The organism is Rhabdobacter roseus, from assembly GCF_014202275.1.
In the GTDB taxonomy this organism is placed as follows: domain Bacteria; phylum Bacteroidota; class Bacteroidia; order Cytophagales; family Spirosomataceae; genus Rhabdobacter; species Rhabdobacter roseus.
Genome location: NZ_JACHGF010000003.1, coordinates 288,137 through 307,178, shown reverse-complemented (window position 1 = coordinate 307,178; position 19,042 = coordinate 288,137). Strand labels below are relative to the sequence as shown.

Sequence of the window (19,042 nt, the reverse complement as noted above, 5' to 3'; positions counted from 1 at the left end):
GGGCGTCGCCACGCCGGGGTTAGCGATTCACCGGCGCGCTGATCACGCCCAGGTACCTGCCCAGCCAGTAGGGCAGCAGCCAGATGTCGCCCGCGCTGTGCTCAGAAGTACCGTTTCGGCCCACGCGGTCGAGCTGGAACATATTGCCGTTGTGGCGCTGGATGGGCCGCTCGTCGGGCGGAAGTACCTCCTTGATGGTTTGTCGGCGGAAGTTGGGCTCCATCTTCTCAATGTCCTTGCGGTGGCTATTCTGGATGTCCCAGTCGATGAGGTCCAGTGGGTGTTCTTTGAGGTACCAGGCGGCTTCGTTGAGGTCGAAGTCGGGCGTGCCGGTGAGGGCCGTAAAAATATTCCAGGCTCCTTCTTTTTCGGGCCGCTCGGCCTGCCAGTGGTCAATGATCGCCTCCTTAAAGTGGGTTTTGAGGGTGTCGTTGAAGGCGTAGCGGTAGAGGCCCCAGTAGCCCACGAAGTACATCTCGTCGTCGGAGTGGTTCCAGCCGTCCGACATGTGCTTGGCGTGCTCGTCGGCGTCTTCGGGTGCTTTCCCGATTACGCTCATGGGCCGCATGAGGTTCTCGAAGTACCCGTGTTTATTCATCAGTTCAAAGGCTTTTTCCTTGTAAATTTCTTTTTTGGTAAAATGGTAGGCCGTCTGGAGCATCGCCACGATGTTGGACGAATTGAGCTTGCGGTCGCCCACGTTGATGGGGAATCCGTTGACGTACTCGGGGTTCCAGCGGCCCCACTGGGTAGGCTTGCCGTCGTAGTCAATGAGGTACCAGTTATTTTTCACGATATGGCCCATGAGGGTGTCAATGAGCGCCACCGAGCGGCGGCGCATGTCCTCATCGTCGATGAGCTCGGCCATGGCTCCGAAGGCAAACACGTGCCCAATGACCTCGTCACTGCTGGTGGTAGCCTTCCAGTCCCACTCGGGATCGGGGGCGTGCTGCCAGCGCTCGGGATCGAAGAGCTGGTCGATGTACCCGCGCCGCTCGAAGGAGCGCGACGGAAAGCCCGGTACGCCATTGACGGTGTAGAGGCGCTCTATGGCGTCCAGCGACTCGCGGCAATTTTGCAGGGCCTGGGGATCTTTGGTAGCCGCGTAGCGGAATATCTCCCCCCCCAGGTACATGGCCGTCCAGAGGCCGTCGTTGTCGGAGTCGGCCAGGTAGCCGGTGGCGATATTGCCTTTTTGCATGTCGTCCAGCGAGGCGTTGAAGCCGTTGCGGATGTGGCGGCTCCGTACCTGCTCGTCGAAGAAAACGGCCTTGTCGTGCAGCGTCATTTGTTTGAAGCAAATTTGCCCCAAACCCGCCTTCGTCAGGATCAGGACCGAGTTCGCCGGGCCTTCGGCGATATGCACCACGGCGTTGGAAGGCAGCCAGCGCTCGCCGTTGTAGTAGTCAAACTGGCCGTCGGCGCGGAGTGCAAAGGCACCTCGCGAGGTACCAAACCACACCTTATCGCCGATGGCCTTTAGGGCCGTGATTTCGGTCCAGGGTAGTTTTTGCTGCTTTTCGCCCAGCTGTTTTTTCTCGCTAAGACCGTATTCCAGGTAGCCGTCCGAGGTACCTATAAGTACCTTTTGGTCGGTGAGATCAAAGGCCGTAAAGTCCGCGCCGTCCAGTACCTTGGTCAGCTGCGGGCTTGGCACCGAAAGCGTCGATAACGATTTTTTGCCCAGCACCCAAAACTGATTGGCCGCCGCCTGGTACCGGATGCTCACCACTTCGTCGCCCGGTAGGGTACCTTTCCAGAGAGTTTTAGAATCCTGCACCAGGTGCAGCGCCTGCCCGTCGGAGAGCAGGAAGGTGAAGCTGGCCCCGGCGGCAAAGAGGCGGGCGGTGGGCAGCCCGTGCCGGGAGTAGAGCGCCCCGGCCCAGGCGTTGCTCAGCACGGCTTTATTGTCCAGGTATACAAACTGCTGCTCCAGGCTGGTCATGGCGGCTAGCTTTTTGTCTTTGAGGGGGCGGTAAGTGTTGTCGGGCAGGAGCTCGCCGTGGTACAAAAAATGCCCGTTGTAAGGCTGCATCAAGCCGTTACTGGAAAGTACCTTGATGTTGCCGTTGCGGTCGGCGTAGGCTTCCAGCAGGGTGGTGTTGGCCTGGGGTAGGTAGTACTTGACGCTGTAATCTTGCCAGAAAGGTTGGTCTTCGTAGACGGGTTGGCTGCCCGGCTGGTTGGCGGAATTTTTGCTGCACCCAAAAAAAGCCAACAGGAAGCAACTCAAGGCTAAATAAGAAAATAATCGCATGGTTAGTAGGTACTTACGTTAACTAAGTATAAAGGTGTCTATTGAATTAATTTAGGATTGACGACTACGTACTTGATCGACTTCCGGGCTTTCTCGCGGTGGGCCGAGTAAGTCATATGCAGCAGGCCGTCGGGCGTCTGGATCAGCGAGGGGTAGGAGTAGCCGCCCTGGTCGCGCGGGTGATCTTCTACCCGGATTTTCCACTTCCAGGTACTTCCTTCGTCGTCGGAGAGGTAGAGGCTCAGGCGGTAGCGGCCGTCGTCGATGTCGTTGCCCAGAAAAGCCCAGCGGCCATCCCGCAGTACCAGCAGCTCCACGCTGGCCGTGTTGGGGATGTCGGTCTTGACGCTGGCCGTCCAGCTTTGGCCGCCGTCGGCTGACTCGCTGCGGTGTACGCGAGTAGGCTCGTCGCCGCTGTCGCGCAGGTAAGCCACCAGGGTGCCGTTTTTCTGGCGGGCCAGGGCGGGCTGAATCGGCCCGCGCCCCACCAGCGGCAGGCTGGGCCGCCAGGTAGCGCCGTGGTCGTCGGAGAGGGCCATCATCGACAGGTTGTAGCCGTCGGAGTAGAGCGGCAGCACGATGCGACCGTTTTCTAAAAGCTGGGGTTTGATGCGGGTCATCCAGCCAATGCTTCGCTTGGGTACATCCTTAGCCGCGGCGATGAGCAGGTCGTCGTACTTAGGCGCGTAGCCCGCCCAACCGGCGGTGTTTTCGGGTAGCTCTTTGAAGCGCTTCGCGATTTCGTCGGCAAAGCGGTCGTCGGGTTTGAGCAGGATGTTGTCCTGCCAGTTCCAGACGGGCGCGCCGCTTTGGGTGTAGTTGGTAGAGGTTTTAAACCGCAGGATCGACTGCTCCCACAGGTTGGCCTGCACGGCAATCCAGACCAGGAACAAAGTACCCTGGCTATTGAGAAAAAGCACCGGATTGCAGTCCGGAATATTCGGTGTATCGGCCAACAGAAAGGGCGCGCTCCAGGCCTTAGCACCCTTCCGGAGCCGGGCACCCATGATCTGGACGTCGTCGGCGGTACGCTCGCCGCTTCCCTCAAACCAGGCCACCAGGAAGTCGCCGTTGGGCAGGGCTACCAGGCTGCTTCCGTGCACGTGCTGCGCCTGCTCGGGAAAGATGAGCTCCGCCCGCACGACGGCCGGGTGCTGGGCCTGAGCCCGCTGGCCGGGTAAGGTACCTAGCAGGAGTACAAAAAACGCGACGAGCGCCAGGGGTACTTTCATTCGAAAAATCATGATTAAAAAAAATTATTTTACCTGCTTCCGTCGCTCCATCAGTTCTTTGAAGGTAGTGAGTACAATGCCCTCGGCCTGTACGTAGGCTTTCAGGTCGGGGTCGAGCATGGAGAGCATGTCGGCGTAGCGCGAGCCGCCCGAGGCGCTGATGTGCTGGAAGGCGTCGGTGATATCGCTGCTGTGCACAATGAACATGGCCACACCGGGCTGCATGGTTTGTAGTACTTTCTTGAATTGCTCGGCCTTGTATTTGCCCCAGGCTTCGGGCGTGACGGAGGTACCTTCGGGCTTCCAGTCGCCGCTGATGGTGTGGAGGTCGTCCAGAACGGGCAGCCCCGCTTTCCAGATCATCTCGCCCACGGCTTTGGATTTTTTAATAATATCCGGCTGGGGCAGCGGGGTACCTTCCTGCCATTTGCCTTCAGCTTTCAGTTTTTTGATCAGAGGCTGGTTGAGGCATTCGGCCAGGAGCTTGTTGTTGCCGCCCGGAAACATCACCGGAATGCCGTACTCTACCCCCACCTTGATGTAGCGCTCCAGGAAGGGCTGGTGCGCAAAGAGGGTACCCATGTGCGAGTCGAGGTGGGTAGGGCGAAGGCCCATGCGTAGCGCGCGCTCCACCTGCGCCCGAATCTCGGCCTCCACGTGGTCCGGATTGGCGTTTTTGACCACCTGCTCCACCGAATGCCACATGCAGCCCTCGTCGTCGACGAGGCTGTGGCTATGCATAAAGCCCGACAGCGGCGGCCAGCGGTACTGCTTCCACTCGGAGGTGAGCGTCAGGTGCAGGCCCGCGTCGATAAACGGGCGGCCTGGCGTTTTGTTGTTTTCCAGGACGTACTTGGTAAAAGCGCCCGCCCAGGGGCAGGGCATCATGATGCTGCACGAGGTAGCCAGCCCGCCCTCGATGGACTTGATGGTACCCTGGTTGGAGGAGTAGGACATCCCGGCGTCGTCGACGTGGAAGATGACCACCTTCGTGCCCTTCGGCCAGCCGAGCTTCTCGGCGTAGGTTTGGGCCTGCGCGTAGCCCAGGCTGAGCAGCGCGAGGGTAGTTAAAAGTACCTTTTTCATGGTTTTTATTTTGTTGAAGTACGTATTGAATAAAAAGACAACCTTCGTTTGTTTCTGCTTATGCGTTTTCGGGTACTTTTCGAAATGCGCTACTGAATCATGCCCAGGTACCGGCCCATCCAGTAGGGTAGTTGCCAGAATACCGGCTCGCGTTCCCGGCTGGGGTCGCCCCCGGCGGCCGTCCAGGGGTTTTTGTCCCAGCGCACGGTCATCCGGATGCTGGGTGGCTGGAGCCGGTCTACCTGCAGGTCTTCGAGCACGGGCCTCCGCACGATCCGGACGTCCTCGCGGCGGGTGTGGTCGATGGGCCAGTCGATAAGGTCCAGCGGGGTATCTTTCAGGAAGGCGATGGAGTTGGGTAGTTCGGCCTTCTGACCCCGGCAGTAGTTGTAAATAAAATTGATGAGCGGGTTGTGGTCGCCGCGGCGGCGCGCAAACCAGTCGTCCAGGTGTTTTTGGTAAAAAGCCAGTCGCTCGGGATCGGTCTCGCCCTTGATCAGCAGCGGGTACACGTAGGCCTGCAACATCACGTCGAAGTAGATAAACCAGGCCGGGTTTTGCTGGGGTACCTGGGCCATGTGGTCGAGGTACTTTTCTTGTTCGATGAGTCGCAGGTACTCTCGTTGGTACTTTTCGTCTTGGGTGAGGTAGTGCGCCAGCTTCAGAAAGGCCAGCAGCTCCATGGCGTTTTGGTGGCGGTCGGGAGCCCATTCGGGGTCACGGTTGAGCTGCTCGGGCGACCACACTCCCCAGCGGGTAGGGTGGCCGTCGACGTCGGTCAGGTTGTAGTTGTGGGCCATGAGGTGGTCCACGATGCGGGCCACGTGCTGCCGCACGGCGGTTTTTTCGGCTTCGTCGGCCGCGAGCTCGTAGTAGAAAAAGTACCCGAACATATGTCCGCACATTTCGTCGCTGCTGGTGTCGCCCTTCCAGAGCCACTGCCCGTCTTTGGACTTCCGCCAGCGCGTCTCGACGGGCTTGAAGCGCGGCTCCTTCACCAGCTCGTCGGCGCGTTGCTGAGGGCTGAAAGTCCGGTTGCCGTCGTGCAGCTCGGTCCAGTGGGTGGGCACGATGGTCCGGGCAAAGAAGCCGTCGGTACCTGTTACTTCCTGGAGTAATTTCAGAAAGCCAAAGGCCTTGCGGGCGTTTTCCCTGGCTTCGGGCGACTTCGTGACGGCGTAGCGAAAGGCCTCCATGGCCAGGTAGTTGCCCGTGTACTCGCCGTCGTTATCGTCGTCTTCGGGTACCCAGGTAGTGGTGTCGCCGGGGGTGGTGAGGCGGCACTGACCCGCGATCCAGGGCGCGCGGATGTGCCGCCTCAGAAGTACCTCCTGGAAGTAGTCGTTTTTCTGCGCCAGCGTCATTTGTTGGCGCTTGATGGCACTCACACCCCGGGCCGTAGCCACCCAGGCGTTGCCCTGGGCGTCGAAAGCGATGTCGTGGACGTGGTCGTGGAGCAGCCAGCGGCGGCTAAAGAGCAGCGAGGGGGTACTTTGGGCCGAATCGTAGCGCACCACCCCAGCCTCGGTACCTACCCAGAGCGTGCCGTGGGGCGCGCGCCGTACGCGGGTGACGTAGGCCGTGGGCAAGCCCTGCTCCGTGGTGAGGGTACCTGCTTTTTTTTGATTTTGTAAAATCGAAACCCCACCCAGCCCCCCGGCCCAGAGCCGCTGCCGGTCGTCGAGCGCGATGCCTTTGACGTAGGCGCTCAGCAAGGCTGTGGTATCCCGAAACAGGGTAGTTTCGGCCTCCGTGACGTGGTACAGCCCTACGTCTGACGCCACCCAAAGGCCACCGTGCTGGTCCGAAAGGGCGTCGCGGATGGAGCGGGCCATGGCGTAGTTTTTCTTCGTGAAAGTATCCCCATCGGCCGAAAACCAGACCCCGTGCGGGCCCAGCGCGTAGGTACCTTCCGGCGCTACGCAGAGGGTGGAGATCGGGGCCAGCGGTCCGTCGATTTTCTCCAAAGTACCCCGGTGGTACTTGTACAAGCCATCCCAGGTACCCAGCCACACGTTGTCCTGCGCATCTACCGCCACCACGTAAGCGGGGCCAGGAGTGGCCCGGCCGCCCTCTTGAAAGGGCGAACTCCAGGTACTTTCGGTTTCTTTTTTGACAAAAATCCCCGCCGCCGTGGCGATCCAGACCTGGCCCTGTCGGTCCACGGCGATGCTGCGCACGTCGTTGGCTTCGGGGGTACTTCCTACGGGATACGCCTCGTGGTACTCCTGCCAAAAGGGTACGTCCTGGTAGGTACTTTCGGCTACCTCCTGTTCCGGCGGGGTACTTTGGCAGGCCAGCACGAGTCCGCCCACCAGCGCCCACAGAGCGGCCCGGAGGGTACTTTTCGCCAAGAGCATAGCCTTATACATTCTCATTTTTAAATAAAGCACGTACTAAACATCTTACTTAGAAAGCGAATACGGAAGGGCGTCGGCCCCTATGCCCCACGACTTGTTGGGCTCGGGGCCCATCACAAACACCAGCTCTCCGCCCGCTACCAGCTCCGACTGCTCGATCCAGCAGCGGTTAAAAGGCTTGCCGTTGAGCGTAGCCGACTGGATGTAGCGGTGCTGCGGGCGGTTGTTTTTGGCAATCACTTTAAATTTCTTCCCCTGGGCTACGGCTACCTCGGCCTCGTCGAAGAGCGGGCTCCCGATGGCGTAGGAGGTACTTCCGGGCGTGACGGGGTAGATCCCCAGGCTGCTGAGTACGTACCAGGACGAGAGCGAGCCCATGTCGTCGTTGCCGCACAGGCCACCGGGACCCGTGCGGTAGAGGCGTTCCATGACCTCCCGCGCCCAGTACTGGGTTTTCCAGGGGGCACCCGCGTAGTTGTAGAGGTAGGTTACGTGGTGCGAGGGCTGGTTGCCGTGTACGTATTGGCCCAAAGTACCTACCACGCCCACGTACTTGGGTGGTGTAATGGAAGCGCTCATGGTAAAAAAAGCATCCAGTCGCTGCGTAAAGGCTTCTTTGCCGCCCAGGAGCTTGACGAGCCCGACGGGATCATGCTGTACCGACCACAGGTACTGCCAGGCGTTCGACTCGGTATAGTGACGGTTGGGGCGGCGGCCCACCAGCAGCGGATCGAAGTAGCGGTAGTAGGAATGTTCCCCAGCCTTCACGATCTCCTGCTCGTGCTGGCCCAGCTCGGGTAGCCAGGAGCCGTCCCGCTTACGGGGACGCATAAACGACGTGCTGGCGTCGAAGAGGTTACGGTAGTTGAGCGCGCGCTGGAAGAAGAGTGCCGCGTCGTCTTTTTTGCCCAGTGCCTGGGCCAGCTGCCCAATGCACCAGTCGTTGTAGGCCAGCTCAAGGGTGTTCGGTACCGACTCCGTCACCACGTCGCAGGGGGCGTAGCCCAGCTTGAGGTAGTCGGTCAGGCCCGAGCGGCCCGCCGAGGTCGGGAGCGGAGGCTTAGGTACTTCTAGCGCCTTGCGGCGCATGGCCTGGTAGAGCGCTTCGGCGTCCCAGTCGCGGTAGCCTTTCAGGTAGGCGTCCACGATCACGGGTACCAGGTGATCGCCCACCATGCCCTGGCCAAACTCGTTGCGGAAGTGCTGCGCGGGCAGCCAGCCGTATTCCTTGGTTTTATTCGCAATGGATTTTACAATATCGTTGACGCGCTCGGGGGCCATGAGCGTCAGCAGCGGGTACTCGGTACGGTAGGTGTCCCAGCACGAAAACGACGGATAAAAATCGTGACCGGCGGCCGTATGTACCTTTTTGTCCATGCCCAGGTACTGCCCGTCCACGTCTTGCCCAATGTATTGCGACAGCAGGCTGCGGTAGAGCGCCGTATAGAAAATCTGCTTCTTGGCCTCGGAGGTACTTTGCACGCTGATGCGCCGGAGCTCCTGGTTCCAGGTTTGGCGGGCCTGGGTTTTGGTTTTGTCAAAATCCCAGTGGGGTAGTTCGGCGGCCAGGTTCTTACGCGCGCCGTCCAGGCTCACGTGCGAGATCCCTACTTTCACCAAAATCTGCTCGTCTTTTCGGGTCGCGTAGCTCACAAAAGCCCCCACGTTCAGGCCCGTTTCTTCGTTTTTGTACGGCCAGGAACCCTCGCCCGACTCGGGCGTTTGGTAGTCGGAGTCCCAGGTGCCGTAGTAGTCGAAGGGGCGGCTAAACTGCGCCACGAAGTAAACCATCACGCCGTTGGCGTCCTTGTAGCCTTCTACGGTGGAGTCGTTGGGTACTTTCACGAGCGAGAAACCGCTGGTACTTTCGCCCCCGATCTCGTGGCCGATGTCCAGCAAGATGGTAGCCTTACGGGCTTTAGGAAAGGTATAGCGGTGCATGCCTACCCGCCGGGTGGCGGTGAGCTCGGCCCGGATGTTGTAGTCTTTCAGGCGCACGGCGTAGTAGCCCGGCGTGGCCGTTTCTTCGTCCTTATCGTAGCGCGAGCGGTAACCCGCGTCGGGGTTTTCTTTGGTGCCGGGCGTGAGTTTAATTTTATCGCCCACGGTGGGCATCACCAAAATATCCCCGCCCGAATTCATCCCCACGCCGCTAAAGTGCGTGTGGCTAAAACCAATGAGGGAGCTGTCGGCGTATTTGTAGCCCGCGCTGTAGTTCCAGCCCTGGGTACCGTGGTCGGGGCTGAGCTGCACCATGCCGAAGGGCAACGTAGCGCCGGGAAACGTATGGCCGTAAAAATCGGTGCCCAGGAAAGGATCGACGTAGTCGACGGGCTCTTGGGGGGGCGAGGGTACTTTATAAGAGGAAAAAAGTCCGGCTACGGCCAGGGCCAAGGGTACGGCCAGGAAATAGGTACTTGGTTTATAAGAGAAAAAGCGGGTCATACGGTAAGCCAGAAATTGATAAAGCCAGGGTAGCACTGCACGTACCCTGATCCCCCTAGTATACTGATTTTGGCGTATTCAGGGCTACTGAAACGCCCGGAAATTTGCGTGGGCTCCCAGCGAGGTACCTGCCGTAGTACTTTTCCCGTTTGGTCTCGTAGGGAATATATATTTATGGGTTAGCATAAAATAGCCACTAGGCCTCATTCGTAATGTATACCCAGGATTACTTCATCAAAAATGTACGATCATCCCCTTTCTTATGTTTAGTCAGCGTGTTTGTTTTCTCAATGCTTTCAGCCGGGTACTTTTGGTAAGCCTGTTGCTGGGTACTTTCGTGGCTCAAGGCAAAGTACCTCCCAAGGAGTTTTTGAATGTACCCTACGGCGATGCGCCCGGCAAAGCCAACCTGCTGGACATCTACCTGCCCGAAGGCCACTCCCCGGCTACCAAAATGGTACTTTACATTCACGGCGGCTCGTGGAGCCGGGGTAGTAAGGAGCAGTTTCCCCAGGCGTTTATTGCCTTATTACGGCAGAATAACTACGCCGTCGCGACCATGAACTACCGCCTGGTGCGCGAAGGTACCAACCAGTTTCCGAGCCAGCTCGACGACGTCAAAAAAGCCATTGCCTTCCTTAGTGGGCAGGCCGGTACCTATGGCTACAGTGGCCAGGAACTGGCTCTGATCGGCGCGAGCGCCGGAGCGCACCTGGCGCTGCTGTACGCCTACGGGCACGATCCGGAGCGGCACGTCAAGACCGTCGTGGACTTGTTTGGACCCACCGACCTGGCCGACCTGCTGGAGAAAAAGGGCGACGGCACGGGCAATAACTCCACGGCCCGTTTTCTGGGCGAGTTTAACCCCAAAGCCAAAATAGTACGGGACGCCAGCCCCATCAACCACCTCAGTAAAAAGACGGCCGTGCCGACCATCCTGTTCCACGGCGAGAGCGATGAGTTGGTACCCGTGGAGCAATCAAAGGTACTTTACGATAAGCTGACGGCCCTGGGCGTGCCGACCCAGCTGGAGCTCTACCCCAACGAGCGGCACGAGCTCAGCCCGCGCTCCCTGCCCGACGTAGCCATGAAGATGATCGGCTGGCTCGTTAAAATGTACCCACCCGCCTAGGCAGCCCCACCTAAGCGGCCCCGCTTAGGCAGCCCCACCTAGGCGGCCCCGCTAGGTATTTTTTGGTCGATGATTTTATTGCCCAGTAGAATAATGCCAATGCTGGTCAGGAACATGAGGAGGCTGTAAATGGCCGAGGGTACCGACATGGCGGCGTTTTGAAGTAGGGTAGAGGCAATGGCGATTCCCAGCGTACCATTCTGAATACCCGACTCGATGGCGATCGTCAGGCTCTGCTTGGTACTTAGCTGGCCCAGGCGGGCCGTGCCGTAGCCTACGCCCATCGTGAGGAGGTTAAGGAGGAGGGTCGCCGGGCCGGCCAGCCGAAAAAATTCGCCCAGATTTTCTTTTTCCTTCGCCAGCGCCGCGCCGATGATCAAAAACAGAAAGACCGCCGACAGGATGCGCACAGGACGTTCCAGCCGGGCCGCAAAGGCCGGGAAGCGGCTGCGGATGCCCATCCCGAGGGCCACCGGAATGATGGTGATGATGATGACGGACACGATGGTCTTGAAAATAGGAAGTACCTGCTCTTGCCCGTCGGGGATGAAATGCAGGATGGCCAGATTGACCAGAAACGGAATGGTAAAAACCGCAATGGCGCTGGACACCACCGTGAGCGTAATGGAAAGCGCCGTGTCGCCCCGGGAAAGATGCGCGATGAGGTTGGAAGTAGGCCCGCCCGGGCAAGCCGCCAGAATAATGATACCCACCGCCAGCTCGTTGGAAAGCCCAAAGGCCAGCACAATGAGCCAGGCGATGATGGGCAACAGCACGATTTGATTCAGAATGCCGAGCGCTACGGCTTTGGGGTATAACACAATACGTTTGAAATCGGCGGTAACCAGCGACAGCCCCATGCCCAGCATGATCAGGGCCAGGGCCAGGGGAAGAAACAATTCGGTCAATACGTTGGATTGCATGGAAGCGAGGAGAATTTTGAGCCTGAGTAAAATTTGAATGTCATCAGTAGTACGTATGGGGCAAAAATAGTACTATTAATTATATATATATTTCTGTGGGTACTTTGGTAGGTTAACAAAATATGGCCTCTGCTTTACCTGAGCGTTAATTCTGACAAGGCGTGCGCAGAATGAGGATTGTTTTGCGTAATCTGCGCAATAGTATGTTTGCATACCTTGTATATTTAGCTGAAAATTAAGCCTGTACTATATTAGCAGGGTACTTATGAGGACTATCGGGCGGCTTTGCGGCTCTTTTAGACCTACAAAAGAGAGCTCGCCGAACGTGCGAATTTTGCCTAAGTAGTAACCCCGGGTTGAATCGGTTACAACAGATTTTGGGTAGGGCGTGGGTTCTGGGAATTTTACCATTTGTTTTATAGACCACAGGCGGCTTTACCCTAAAGTACCTACTAGCAAGTAGCCGGAAAGAGGGCAGAACAAGGGGCGCTTTCGCAGCCAATTGATATGACTTCCACCCAGGCTTAGATGCCAGGTAAAGCAAAGTACCCACTGATCTTTCGATTGGTAAAAAGGGAGGAAAAAGATAGGAGGCAAACGCGTTTTTTCTGCCAATAAAATAAGAAATAACGGATCCGTAATCTGAGCCTGGAAAGGGGTGATTCGGGATTTGAAAAAGGAAAGAGGGGAAGCCGCTTTGGTTCTTCTTCCTTTAGAAGTAGAGCGTGTCAGGGAGTAACAAGAGGAGCTTCGTCCTGGGATAAGATAAGGTACTTGTTACAAGTGTCTTAAAGAAAGAAAAAGGGGACAACAGGGAAGGTCAAGGTTGGCAATAGACCAGCCAAAGCAATAATTTTAACTTAGTTACTTTTGATTGTTAATCGGGTACTTTCAATTGAATTATCTTCTCTTTTAAATCTTCTAAATTTATAAAAACGTAATCAATTACTAACAGTAAAATAAACCCTAGCTTGCCTTATGAAAATAGTATTATTTAATTATTATTTTATAGTTTATGTATAGCACTCACACAAAGACCTTTATCTAAAAACCCAAGCGCATGAAACAAAATTCTACTCAACATCAGGCAGCCCGCTGTCTGATGACGCTGGCCTTCGTCTCAGGGCTGTGTTTATTTAAGGCCGAGGCAAGTAGTTCTACTTATAGTACAACTACTTCCAGCGTAAAATCCGGGCCGTCGGCTACCGTGGTCAGTACGGTCAACGACGACCGCAGAATAACGGGGAAAATCACGTCCAGCACCGACGGCACGCCCATGCCGGGGGTGAACGTCATCCTGAAGGGTACGCAGATCGGAACTACCTCCGACGCCTCCGGAAACTACACCCTGACGGTGAGCACGGCCAATCCGGTACTGGTATTTTCGTACATCGGCTACGAGACTCAGGAAATAGCCGTAGGAAACCAGTCGATCATCAACATGGCGCTGGTTGAAAGTGTAGAAACCCTCCAGGAAGCCGTTGTGACGGCCCTCGGCATCAAGCGTGAGGAGAAGTCGCTGGGGTACTCGGTAGGAAAAGTAGACGGCAAGGAACTGAACCGCGTGGTGCAGGAAAACGTCCTGAACGGCATGGCCGGTAAAGTAGCGGGCGTCACGATCAGCTCCACCGGGGGCACGGGCTCGTCCGTGAGCATGGTGATCCGGGGCGCTACCTCGCTGAGCAGCGACAACCAGCCCCTGTTTGTGGTGGATGGGGTACCTATCGCCAACACGCTCAACAACGTGAGCCAGGTAGGAAATGACAACCGCGCCGACTTCGGAAACGCCATCTCGAACCTCAACCCTGACGACATCGAGAATATTTCCATTCTGAAAGGTCCCAGTGCCGCGGCATTATATGGTTCGCGCGCGGGTAATGGCGTGGTCCTGATCACGACCAAGAGCGGTGCCAAGGCCAAAAAGATGACGGTAAATGTGAATTCCAACACGGTTTTTGACCGACCTTTTAAATTCCTGAAGTGGCAGACGCGGTTTGGTTCGGGTCAGTTTTCGGCCATTCCGCCCGCCGTGAGTGGCAATCCGCTCACCAATCCCTTCGGGAAGCTAATCGAAGAAAACGTGGGTGCCACCTACGGGGCTGAGCTGGATAGAGGCTACGAAGAGGTGCAGTGGAACAGCCCGTTGGGTCCCGACGGCAAGCCTGTTCGGATGCCGCTGGTGTCGCACCCCGACAACGTTAGGAATTTTGTGCAGACGGGCATCACTACCACCAACGGCGTATCGATAGCCAACAGCACCGAGCAGGTAAACTACCGGCTATCGTACTCCAACATGCAGCATACGGGGATCATCCCTAACTCGGATTTGTTCCGAAACTCTCTGAACCTGAATACCTCGGTAAAGGTGAGCGACAAAGTACGCGTGAGCAGCAACATTGACCTCAGCCGCTCGAACTCCAACAACCGGCCCGCCGGTAACCGCGGGGCTAACCCCCTGGAGTGGGCTTACAACGTTTCGCCGCACATCAATATTCTGGATCTGAAAGACTACTGGATTCCCGGCCAGGAAGGATTGCAGCAACGATCGCAGTTCAGAGGCGTTTACAACAACCCTTACTTCCTGGCAAACGAGGTGAATAACGGCTTCAACCGCGACCGGGTGTTTGGGAACGTTCGGGCCGACTGGCAGATCACGCCGGCCTTTAGCCTGATGGGACGCTACGCCCTGGATACCTACAACGAGCGCCGCGAAATGAAGATCGCCAACAGCTACACCAACGATCCGCGCGGAGCCTACGGCATTATCAACATTGGTAATTTTGAAAGCAACGCCGATTTCCTAGGTACCTACCAAAAGGATTTCAACGATTTTAGTATTTCGCTCTCGGCCGGTGGAAACGCCCGCTACCAAAAAGGAACGAACGTAGTAAACGCGACCCGAGGTGGAACGGGACTTATCGTTCCGGGGGTGTATACCATCCAGAACATTGCCCCGGCCAACCTGGACTACAACAGCTCCTGGTTCCAGCGGGCCATTTACAGTGCGTACGGACTGGCCAACATCGGCTTCAAGGACATGATCTTCCTGGACGTAACCGCCCGCAACGACTGGTCAAGTACCTTGCCCGCTGCCAACCGCTCCTACTTCTATCCTTCGGCCTCGCTGAGCGTGGTGCTGAACGAAATGATCCCGATGACCAACTACGTGAGTCTGTTTAAACTCCGCGGAGGCATAGCGCAGGTAGGTAACGACGCCAACCCGTACATGCTGCTGGGTACCTTGGGCAACGCCGGAGCCTGGGATGGCGTACCTCGTCTGACGACGCCCGGTACCTTGCTGATCTCCGACCTCAAGCCCGAGATCGTTACTTCGTACGAAGCCGGTCTGGACCTGAACCTGTTCAACAACCGTTTGCGCTTTGCAGGTACCTACTACATGGTAGAGAACCGCAACCAGATCCTGAGCGCCAAGCTGCCGCCTTCGTCGGGCTATACGTCCAAGAATATCAACGCCGGACTATTGGTGAGCAAAGGGCTTGAATTCTCGCTGGGAGGTACCCCGCTGCAACGCAACAACTGGCGGTGGGACATCAATACCAACCTGACCCGCAACCGGACCACCATCAAGGAGCTTTCGGACGACCTGCCCTACTACACCCTCTGGACCGACGCCAAAGGTGGAGCCTGGACCTACGTGGGTGAGGAGATCGGCGACATCTACGACGCCCAGATCATAACCGTGACCGACAGAGAGTCGCCCTACTTTGGCTACCCAATCCTGGATCAAACCGGTAAGTGGCAGTCGATCGACGCCATCAATACCCGCAACAAGATCGGGAACTTCAACCCTAAATTTATCATGGGCATGCAAACGACGCTGTCCTACAAAGGATTCAGCCTGGGCATGTCTTTTGACTGGCGCAACGGGGGCGACTTCGTGTCGCAGACCTACCGTTACGGCGAAGAAAACGGCCGGTCACAGCTATTCCTGGATAAGCTCATCAACCCGAACGGCCTGGAAGGTCAAGCCCTGCGCGACTACCTGGTGGCCAACCAGGAGGAGTTGATCAAGATCAACGGCAATTACTTCCCGCTGGTGGGTGGCCCCACGCCGGAAGATGGCGGGTACCCCTTCAAGTACGGCCCCTACACGCTGCCCCACGGTGGGGTATTCATCCCCGGCGTAATCGCGACCGGCTACGACGCCAACGGCAACCCGACGGGCTTCAAAGAAAACCTGGGCGGACCCGGAACAACCATCCTTCCCTTTGCGGGTAGTACGGCCTGGTCGTTTACGCGGGCTTTCCTCTACGATGCTTCTTACCTGAAGCTCCGCGAGATCTCGTTTGGCTACGATTTGCCCCAGGGCCTGGTGAAGAAATTAGGGATGCAAAACGCCAGCGTAGCCGTATACAGCCGGAACATCATTCTCTGGACCGCCGCCAAAATCAACATCGACCCCGAAACGGCCTTCCAGCTGGAGTCGGGCGTGCAGGGTGGAGGTACCCAGTTTAAGCAAGGAATTGAACGTTACAACGTTAATCCCTGGGTTATCCCCATCGGTTTCAAAGTTGGGTTAACATTTTAAGGCTTTTTAACTACCAAACAAGATGAAAATTAGCACGTATAAATTTCTGGCCTGCCTGGTCGTCCTCTCCTGCACGGTACTCTCCTGCAAGGATCTGACCGAGCTGAACGAGAATCCCAACGGAGTGAACCCGGAAACGGCCAATCCCAACCTGGTACTTTCTACGGTACTTACCGAAACCGGCAAAGCCTTCGTGAACCTGGGCTACCAGGACATTGCGGGCGTGATGCAACATACCCAGAAAGACGGCTGGGTAGGCGGCCACAACGAATACGACTGGGGCGGCAGCCAAAGCTGGGCGGGCTACTACGACATCCTGCGCAACAACCAGTACGTCTACGACCGGGCCGTGGAGCTGAACTTTGAATTGCACCAGGGTATTTCGCTGGTGATGAAATCCATGGTATTTGGCCTCATCACCGACCTCTGGGGCGATGCCCCCTATACCAGCGCTCTGAAAGGGGCTGAAGGGGGCACAGCCAATACCTTCCCCGCCTTCGACTCCCAGGAGACGATCTACATGGGGATTCTGGCGGATCTGGAAAAAGCCAATACGCTGCTTTCCAAAAATGCCGCCGAATACACCGGCGCCGTGGGTACGGCTGATGTGTACTACGCAGGCAATCCGATGAAATGGAGAAGACTGGCTAACTCGCTGATGCTACGCTACTACATGCGTATCTCGAGCAAGAAACCCGCCGAAGCCAAAGCGGGTATCGAAAAAATCATGGCCAATGCCGCGCAGTACCCCATCATCACGGCCATCGCCGACGACGCCGCCATGCCTTTTGCTGGTAACAGCAACGAGGATTCCTGGCCCGCCAATACAGTCTACGATGCCGGTGCCAGCAACTACCGTCGCCTCAAAATGGCCGCTACGCTCGTGGATAAATTACTGGCTTTCAAAGACCCCCGGATTACGGTTTGGGCCAATAAAGTACAGATCCCGCTGGTGGTAGACGCCTCGCTGCCAGCAGGCACCGACCGAATCGAAGGTGGGAAAAGGTACCTTTCGCCTGATAAAGTAGCGGGCCGAGACGTAAATACCCATCCCGAGTACGTGGGCTTGCCCACGGCGATCATCGGCGGGCCTACCTACAACCTGAGCCCGACGGCCGAGCAGGCCGCCAATAATCCGCACGTGTCGTGGCTGAACGACATCTACCGGCAAGCCAAAGGGCCTTTGCTAAGAGCCCGGCTGATGTCGGCGGCGGAGGTACGGTTTATCCTGGCCGAAGCAGCGCTGAAAGGCTGGGCCGTGGGCGACGCCAAAACGCACTACGAGGCGGGAGTAAAGGCCTCACTGGATACCTGGGGCGTGGGTGGTGGCTATGCTACCTACATTGCAAACCCAGGGGTAGCTTATGAAGGTACCTTGAAGCAAATCATTGAGCAAAAATGGATTGCCAGCTGGACCGCCGCTACCGAGGCCTGGTTTGACTACCGTCGTACGGGCTATCCGGAGCTAAAGGCGGGCCCTCAGGCCAAGCGGCCGGTACTACCCGTCCGGTTTTATTACATGCTGGATGAGCGGAACCTGAACCGGGATAACGTCGATGCTGCCCTCAACCGCATCCAAACGACCACCTACTCCGAGGCCGACGGCAAGAACAGCCCCTGGTCCAAGCCGTGGGTACTTCAAGGCACCACCAAGCCTTGGTAGTTAGCCTTGTTTTTCAGTCCATTTAAAGCCGAAGGGCGGAACGCGTTCCGCCCTTCTTACTATAACCCTTATGAAAAAAAACCTCCTCGTCTTCCTGCTTTTGCTCAGTGTGGCAGGTACTTCTTCCTACGCCCAAACCTTCCGGGCCGGAGCTGCTTTGCGGGTCATTACCCCCAATCCGTTGCTGCCGGTTTCGGGCGGTATAGGTACCCCTAAGGCGGCCCAGGAAAAAAAGGGCGACCTCTTTGTGCGGGCGCTGGTGCTCGAAAACGGCGGTAACCGGGTAGCCATTGTGGGCATCGACAACCTGGGCTGGCCGTCGGCGCTGGGCAACCGCTCGCGGGCTTTGATCAAGGGCATCGCGCCGGAAAACATCCTGATCGGGGCCACCCACACCCACAGCGGACCCGACGCCTACGGCTTTCCGGACCAAACGGGCAAGTCCCTGGCCGACCTCAATTACCTCGACTGGTGCGTAAAGCAGGTAGCTGAAGCCGTCAACGAGGCCGTGGCGAAGCTAGAACCGGCTTCGCTCAAAGTAGCTATGGGCGAGGCCAAGGGCAAGATTGCCTACAACTACTACGCGCCCGAGCTCTACGACCCGCGCTGCGGGGTACTTCAGGCCCTGGCCACCAGCGGCAGCCGGAAAGGACAGACCATCGCCACGCTGGTGAACTACGCCGTGCATCCGGAGGTGATCGGAGCCGGGCGGGGGATCCTGAGCCCCGATTTGTGCGGGCCGCTCTACGACCGCATCGAGAAGCAGGTAGGGGGGATGGCGCTCTTCATGAACGGCGCGCAGGGCGGTATGGTGACCGCCGACACTCGGCGGGAAGCCGGTACCGAAGCCAACACCTGGGAAGAATGCATCCGGATCGGGGAGCTCCTGGCCGACGAAGCCCTGCGCCTCGTAAAAGACGCGGAGGTACTTCCCAACCCCGCGGTGTACTGCACGGCCCGCAAGATTGAGTTCCCGATCGAGTCCGACATCATGAAGTACATCCTGAAAAACTCGCCCCTCAAGTACGACATGACCACCACCGACCGGGCCGTGACGCAGCTCAATCTGCTCAACATTGGCCCGGCCCAGATCCTGACCATTCCGGGCGAGGCCCTGCCCAACATTGGCTACTACGTGAAGCGCCACATGCCTACCAAGTACCCCTTTCTGTTTGGGCTCACCAACGACGCCTTCGGCTACATGCTCACCAAGGTAGATTACAACAGCTTTAAGCGCTACGACTACGTGAGCCGTACCAGCCTGGGCGAAATGACGGGCGAACTATACATGGAGCAGGCGCTGAAGCTCGTCAAGGAAAGTCCCAAGCCGGAGGAAGCTGCCCTGACTAAAAAATAGGGACTTTATCCGTGAAGTATAAATCCAAACCATTCACC

Annotated in this window: 10 protein-coding genes; 4 read left to right on the top strand and 6 right to left on the bottom strand. The window is 57.4% G+C overall.

What is annotated here, in order from left to right:
* Positions 1-19: 19 nt before the first annotated feature.
* The 5 genes from HNQ92_RS11135 to HNQ92_RS11115 all read right to left on the bottom strand — a co-directional run bounded on the left by HNQ92_RS11135 (position 20) and on the right by HNQ92_RS11115 (position 9,380).
* A complete protein-coding gene (locus HNQ92_RS11135; protein WP_184174094.1) occupies positions 20-2,257 on the bottom strand; it encodes a ligand-binding sensor domain-containing protein in 2,238 nt (745 codons plus the stop codon).
* Between the two features lie 38 nt (positions 2,258-2,295).
* Positions 2,296-3,501: a sialidase family protein gene (locus HNQ92_RS11130; RefSeq protein WP_246439989.1), complete on the bottom strand. Its 1,206-nt coding sequence runs from the start codon at positions 3,499-3,501 to the stop codon at positions 2,296-2,298.
* 12 nt (positions 3,502-3,513) lie between these two features.
* Positions 3,514-4,575 (bottom strand): polysaccharide deacetylase family protein, encoded by a 1,062-nt coding sequence (locus HNQ92_RS11125; protein ID WP_184174093.1) that lies wholly within the window; start codon positions 4,573-4,575, stop codon positions 3,514-3,516.
* Positions 4,576-4,664: 89 nt separating this feature from the next.
* Positions 4,665-6,935: a ligand-binding sensor domain-containing protein gene (locus HNQ92_RS11120; protein WP_184174092.1), complete on the bottom strand. Its 2,271-nt coding sequence runs from the start codon at positions 6,933-6,935 to the stop codon at positions 4,665-4,667.
* Between the two features lie 45 nt (positions 6,936-6,980).
* Positions 6,981-9,380, bottom strand: coding sequence for a GH92 family glycosyl hydrolase (locus HNQ92_RS11115; RefSeq protein WP_184174091.1), 2,400 nt, complete (start codon positions 9,378-9,380; stop codon positions 6,981-6,983).
* 262 nt (positions 9,381-9,642) lie between these two features.
* Here HNQ92_RS11115 and HNQ92_RS11110 point away from each other — a divergent pair, with 262 nt between their 5' ends.
* Entirely contained in the window at positions 9,643-10,512 is an 870-nt protein-coding gene (locus HNQ92_RS11110) for an alpha/beta hydrolase (RefSeq protein ID WP_184174090.1), read from the top strand.
* 38 nt (positions 10,513-10,550) lie between these two features.
* Here HNQ92_RS11110 and HNQ92_RS11105 read toward each other — a convergent pair whose 3' ends face one another.
* Positions 10,551-11,435 (bottom strand): bile acid:sodium symporter family protein, encoded by an 885-nt coding sequence (locus HNQ92_RS11105; RefSeq protein WP_184174089.1) that lies wholly within the window; start codon positions 11,433-11,435, stop codon positions 10,551-10,553.
* Between the two features lie 1,060 nt (positions 11,436-12,495).
* On the opposite strand from HNQ92_RS11105, the gene HNQ92_RS11100 reads away from it, so the two are divergent.
* From HNQ92_RS11100 to HNQ92_RS11090, 3 genes are all read left to right on the top strand, one after another.
* Positions 12,496-15,984 carry a SusC/RagA family TonB-linked outer membrane protein gene (locus HNQ92_RS11100; RefSeq protein ID WP_246439988.1) on the top strand — a complete coding sequence of 1,163 codons (3,489 nt, stop codon included), beginning with the start codon at positions 12,496-12,498 and terminating at the stop codon, positions 15,982-15,984.
* 22 nt (positions 15,985-16,006) lie between these two features.
* Positions 16,007-17,647, top strand: coding sequence for a SusD/RagB family nutrient-binding outer membrane lipoprotein (locus tag HNQ92_RS11095; protein WP_184174088.1), 1,641 nt, complete (start codon positions 16,007-16,009; stop codon positions 17,645-17,647).
* Between the two features lie 70 nt (positions 17,648-17,717).
* The gene (locus HNQ92_RS11090) at positions 17,718-19,004 is read left to right on the top strand and encodes a hypothetical protein (RefSeq protein ID WP_184174087.1); all 1,287 of its coding nucleotides are present in this window, start codon (positions 17,718-17,720) and stop codon (positions 19,002-19,004) included.
* Positions 19,005-19,042: the final 38 nt, after the last annotated feature.

What these genes read in the sequence shown, in the direction of transcription:
- HNQ92_RS11115 (WP_184174091.1), bottom strand. Translation starts at nt 9,380, where the DNA reads ATGACCCGCTTTTTCTCTTATAAACCAAGTACCTATTTCCTGGCCGTA.
- HNQ92_RS11105 (WP_184174089.1), bottom strand. Translation starts at nt 11,435, where the DNA reads ATGCAATCCAACGTATTGACCGAATTGTTTCTTCCCCTGGCCCTGGCC.
- HNQ92_RS11095 (WP_184174088.1), top strand. Translation starts at nt 16,007, where the DNA reads ATGAAAATTAGCACGTATAAATTTCTGGCCTGCCTGGTCGTCCTCTCC.
- HNQ92_RS11130 (WP_246439989.1), bottom strand. Translation starts at nt 3,501, where the DNA reads ATGATTTTTCGAATGAAAGTACCCCTGGCGCTCGTCGCGTTTTTTGTA.
- HNQ92_RS11135 (WP_184174094.1), bottom strand. Translation starts at nt 2,257, where the DNA reads ATGCGATTATTTTCTTATTTAGCCTTGAGTTGCTTCCTGTTGGCTTTT.
- HNQ92_RS11100 (WP_246439988.1), top strand. Translation starts at nt 12,496, where the DNA reads ATGAAACAAAATTCTACTCAACATCAGGCAGCCCGCTGTCTGATGACG.
- HNQ92_RS11110 (WP_184174090.1), top strand. Translation starts at nt 9,643, where the DNA reads ATGTTTAGTCAGCGTGTTTGTTTTCTCAATGCTTTCAGCCGGGTACTT.
- HNQ92_RS11120 (WP_184174092.1), bottom strand. Translation starts at nt 6,935, where the DNA reads ATGCTCTTGGCGAAAAGTACCCTCCGGGCCGCTCTGTGGGCGCTGGTG.
- HNQ92_RS11125 (WP_184174093.1), bottom strand. Translation starts at nt 4,575, where the DNA reads ATGAAAAAGGTACTTTTAACTACCCTCGCGCTGCTCAGCCTGGGCTAC.
- HNQ92_RS11090 (WP_184174087.1), top strand. Translation starts at nt 17,718, where the DNA reads ATGAAAAAAAACCTCCTCGTCTTCCTGCTTTTGCTCAGTGTGGCAGGT.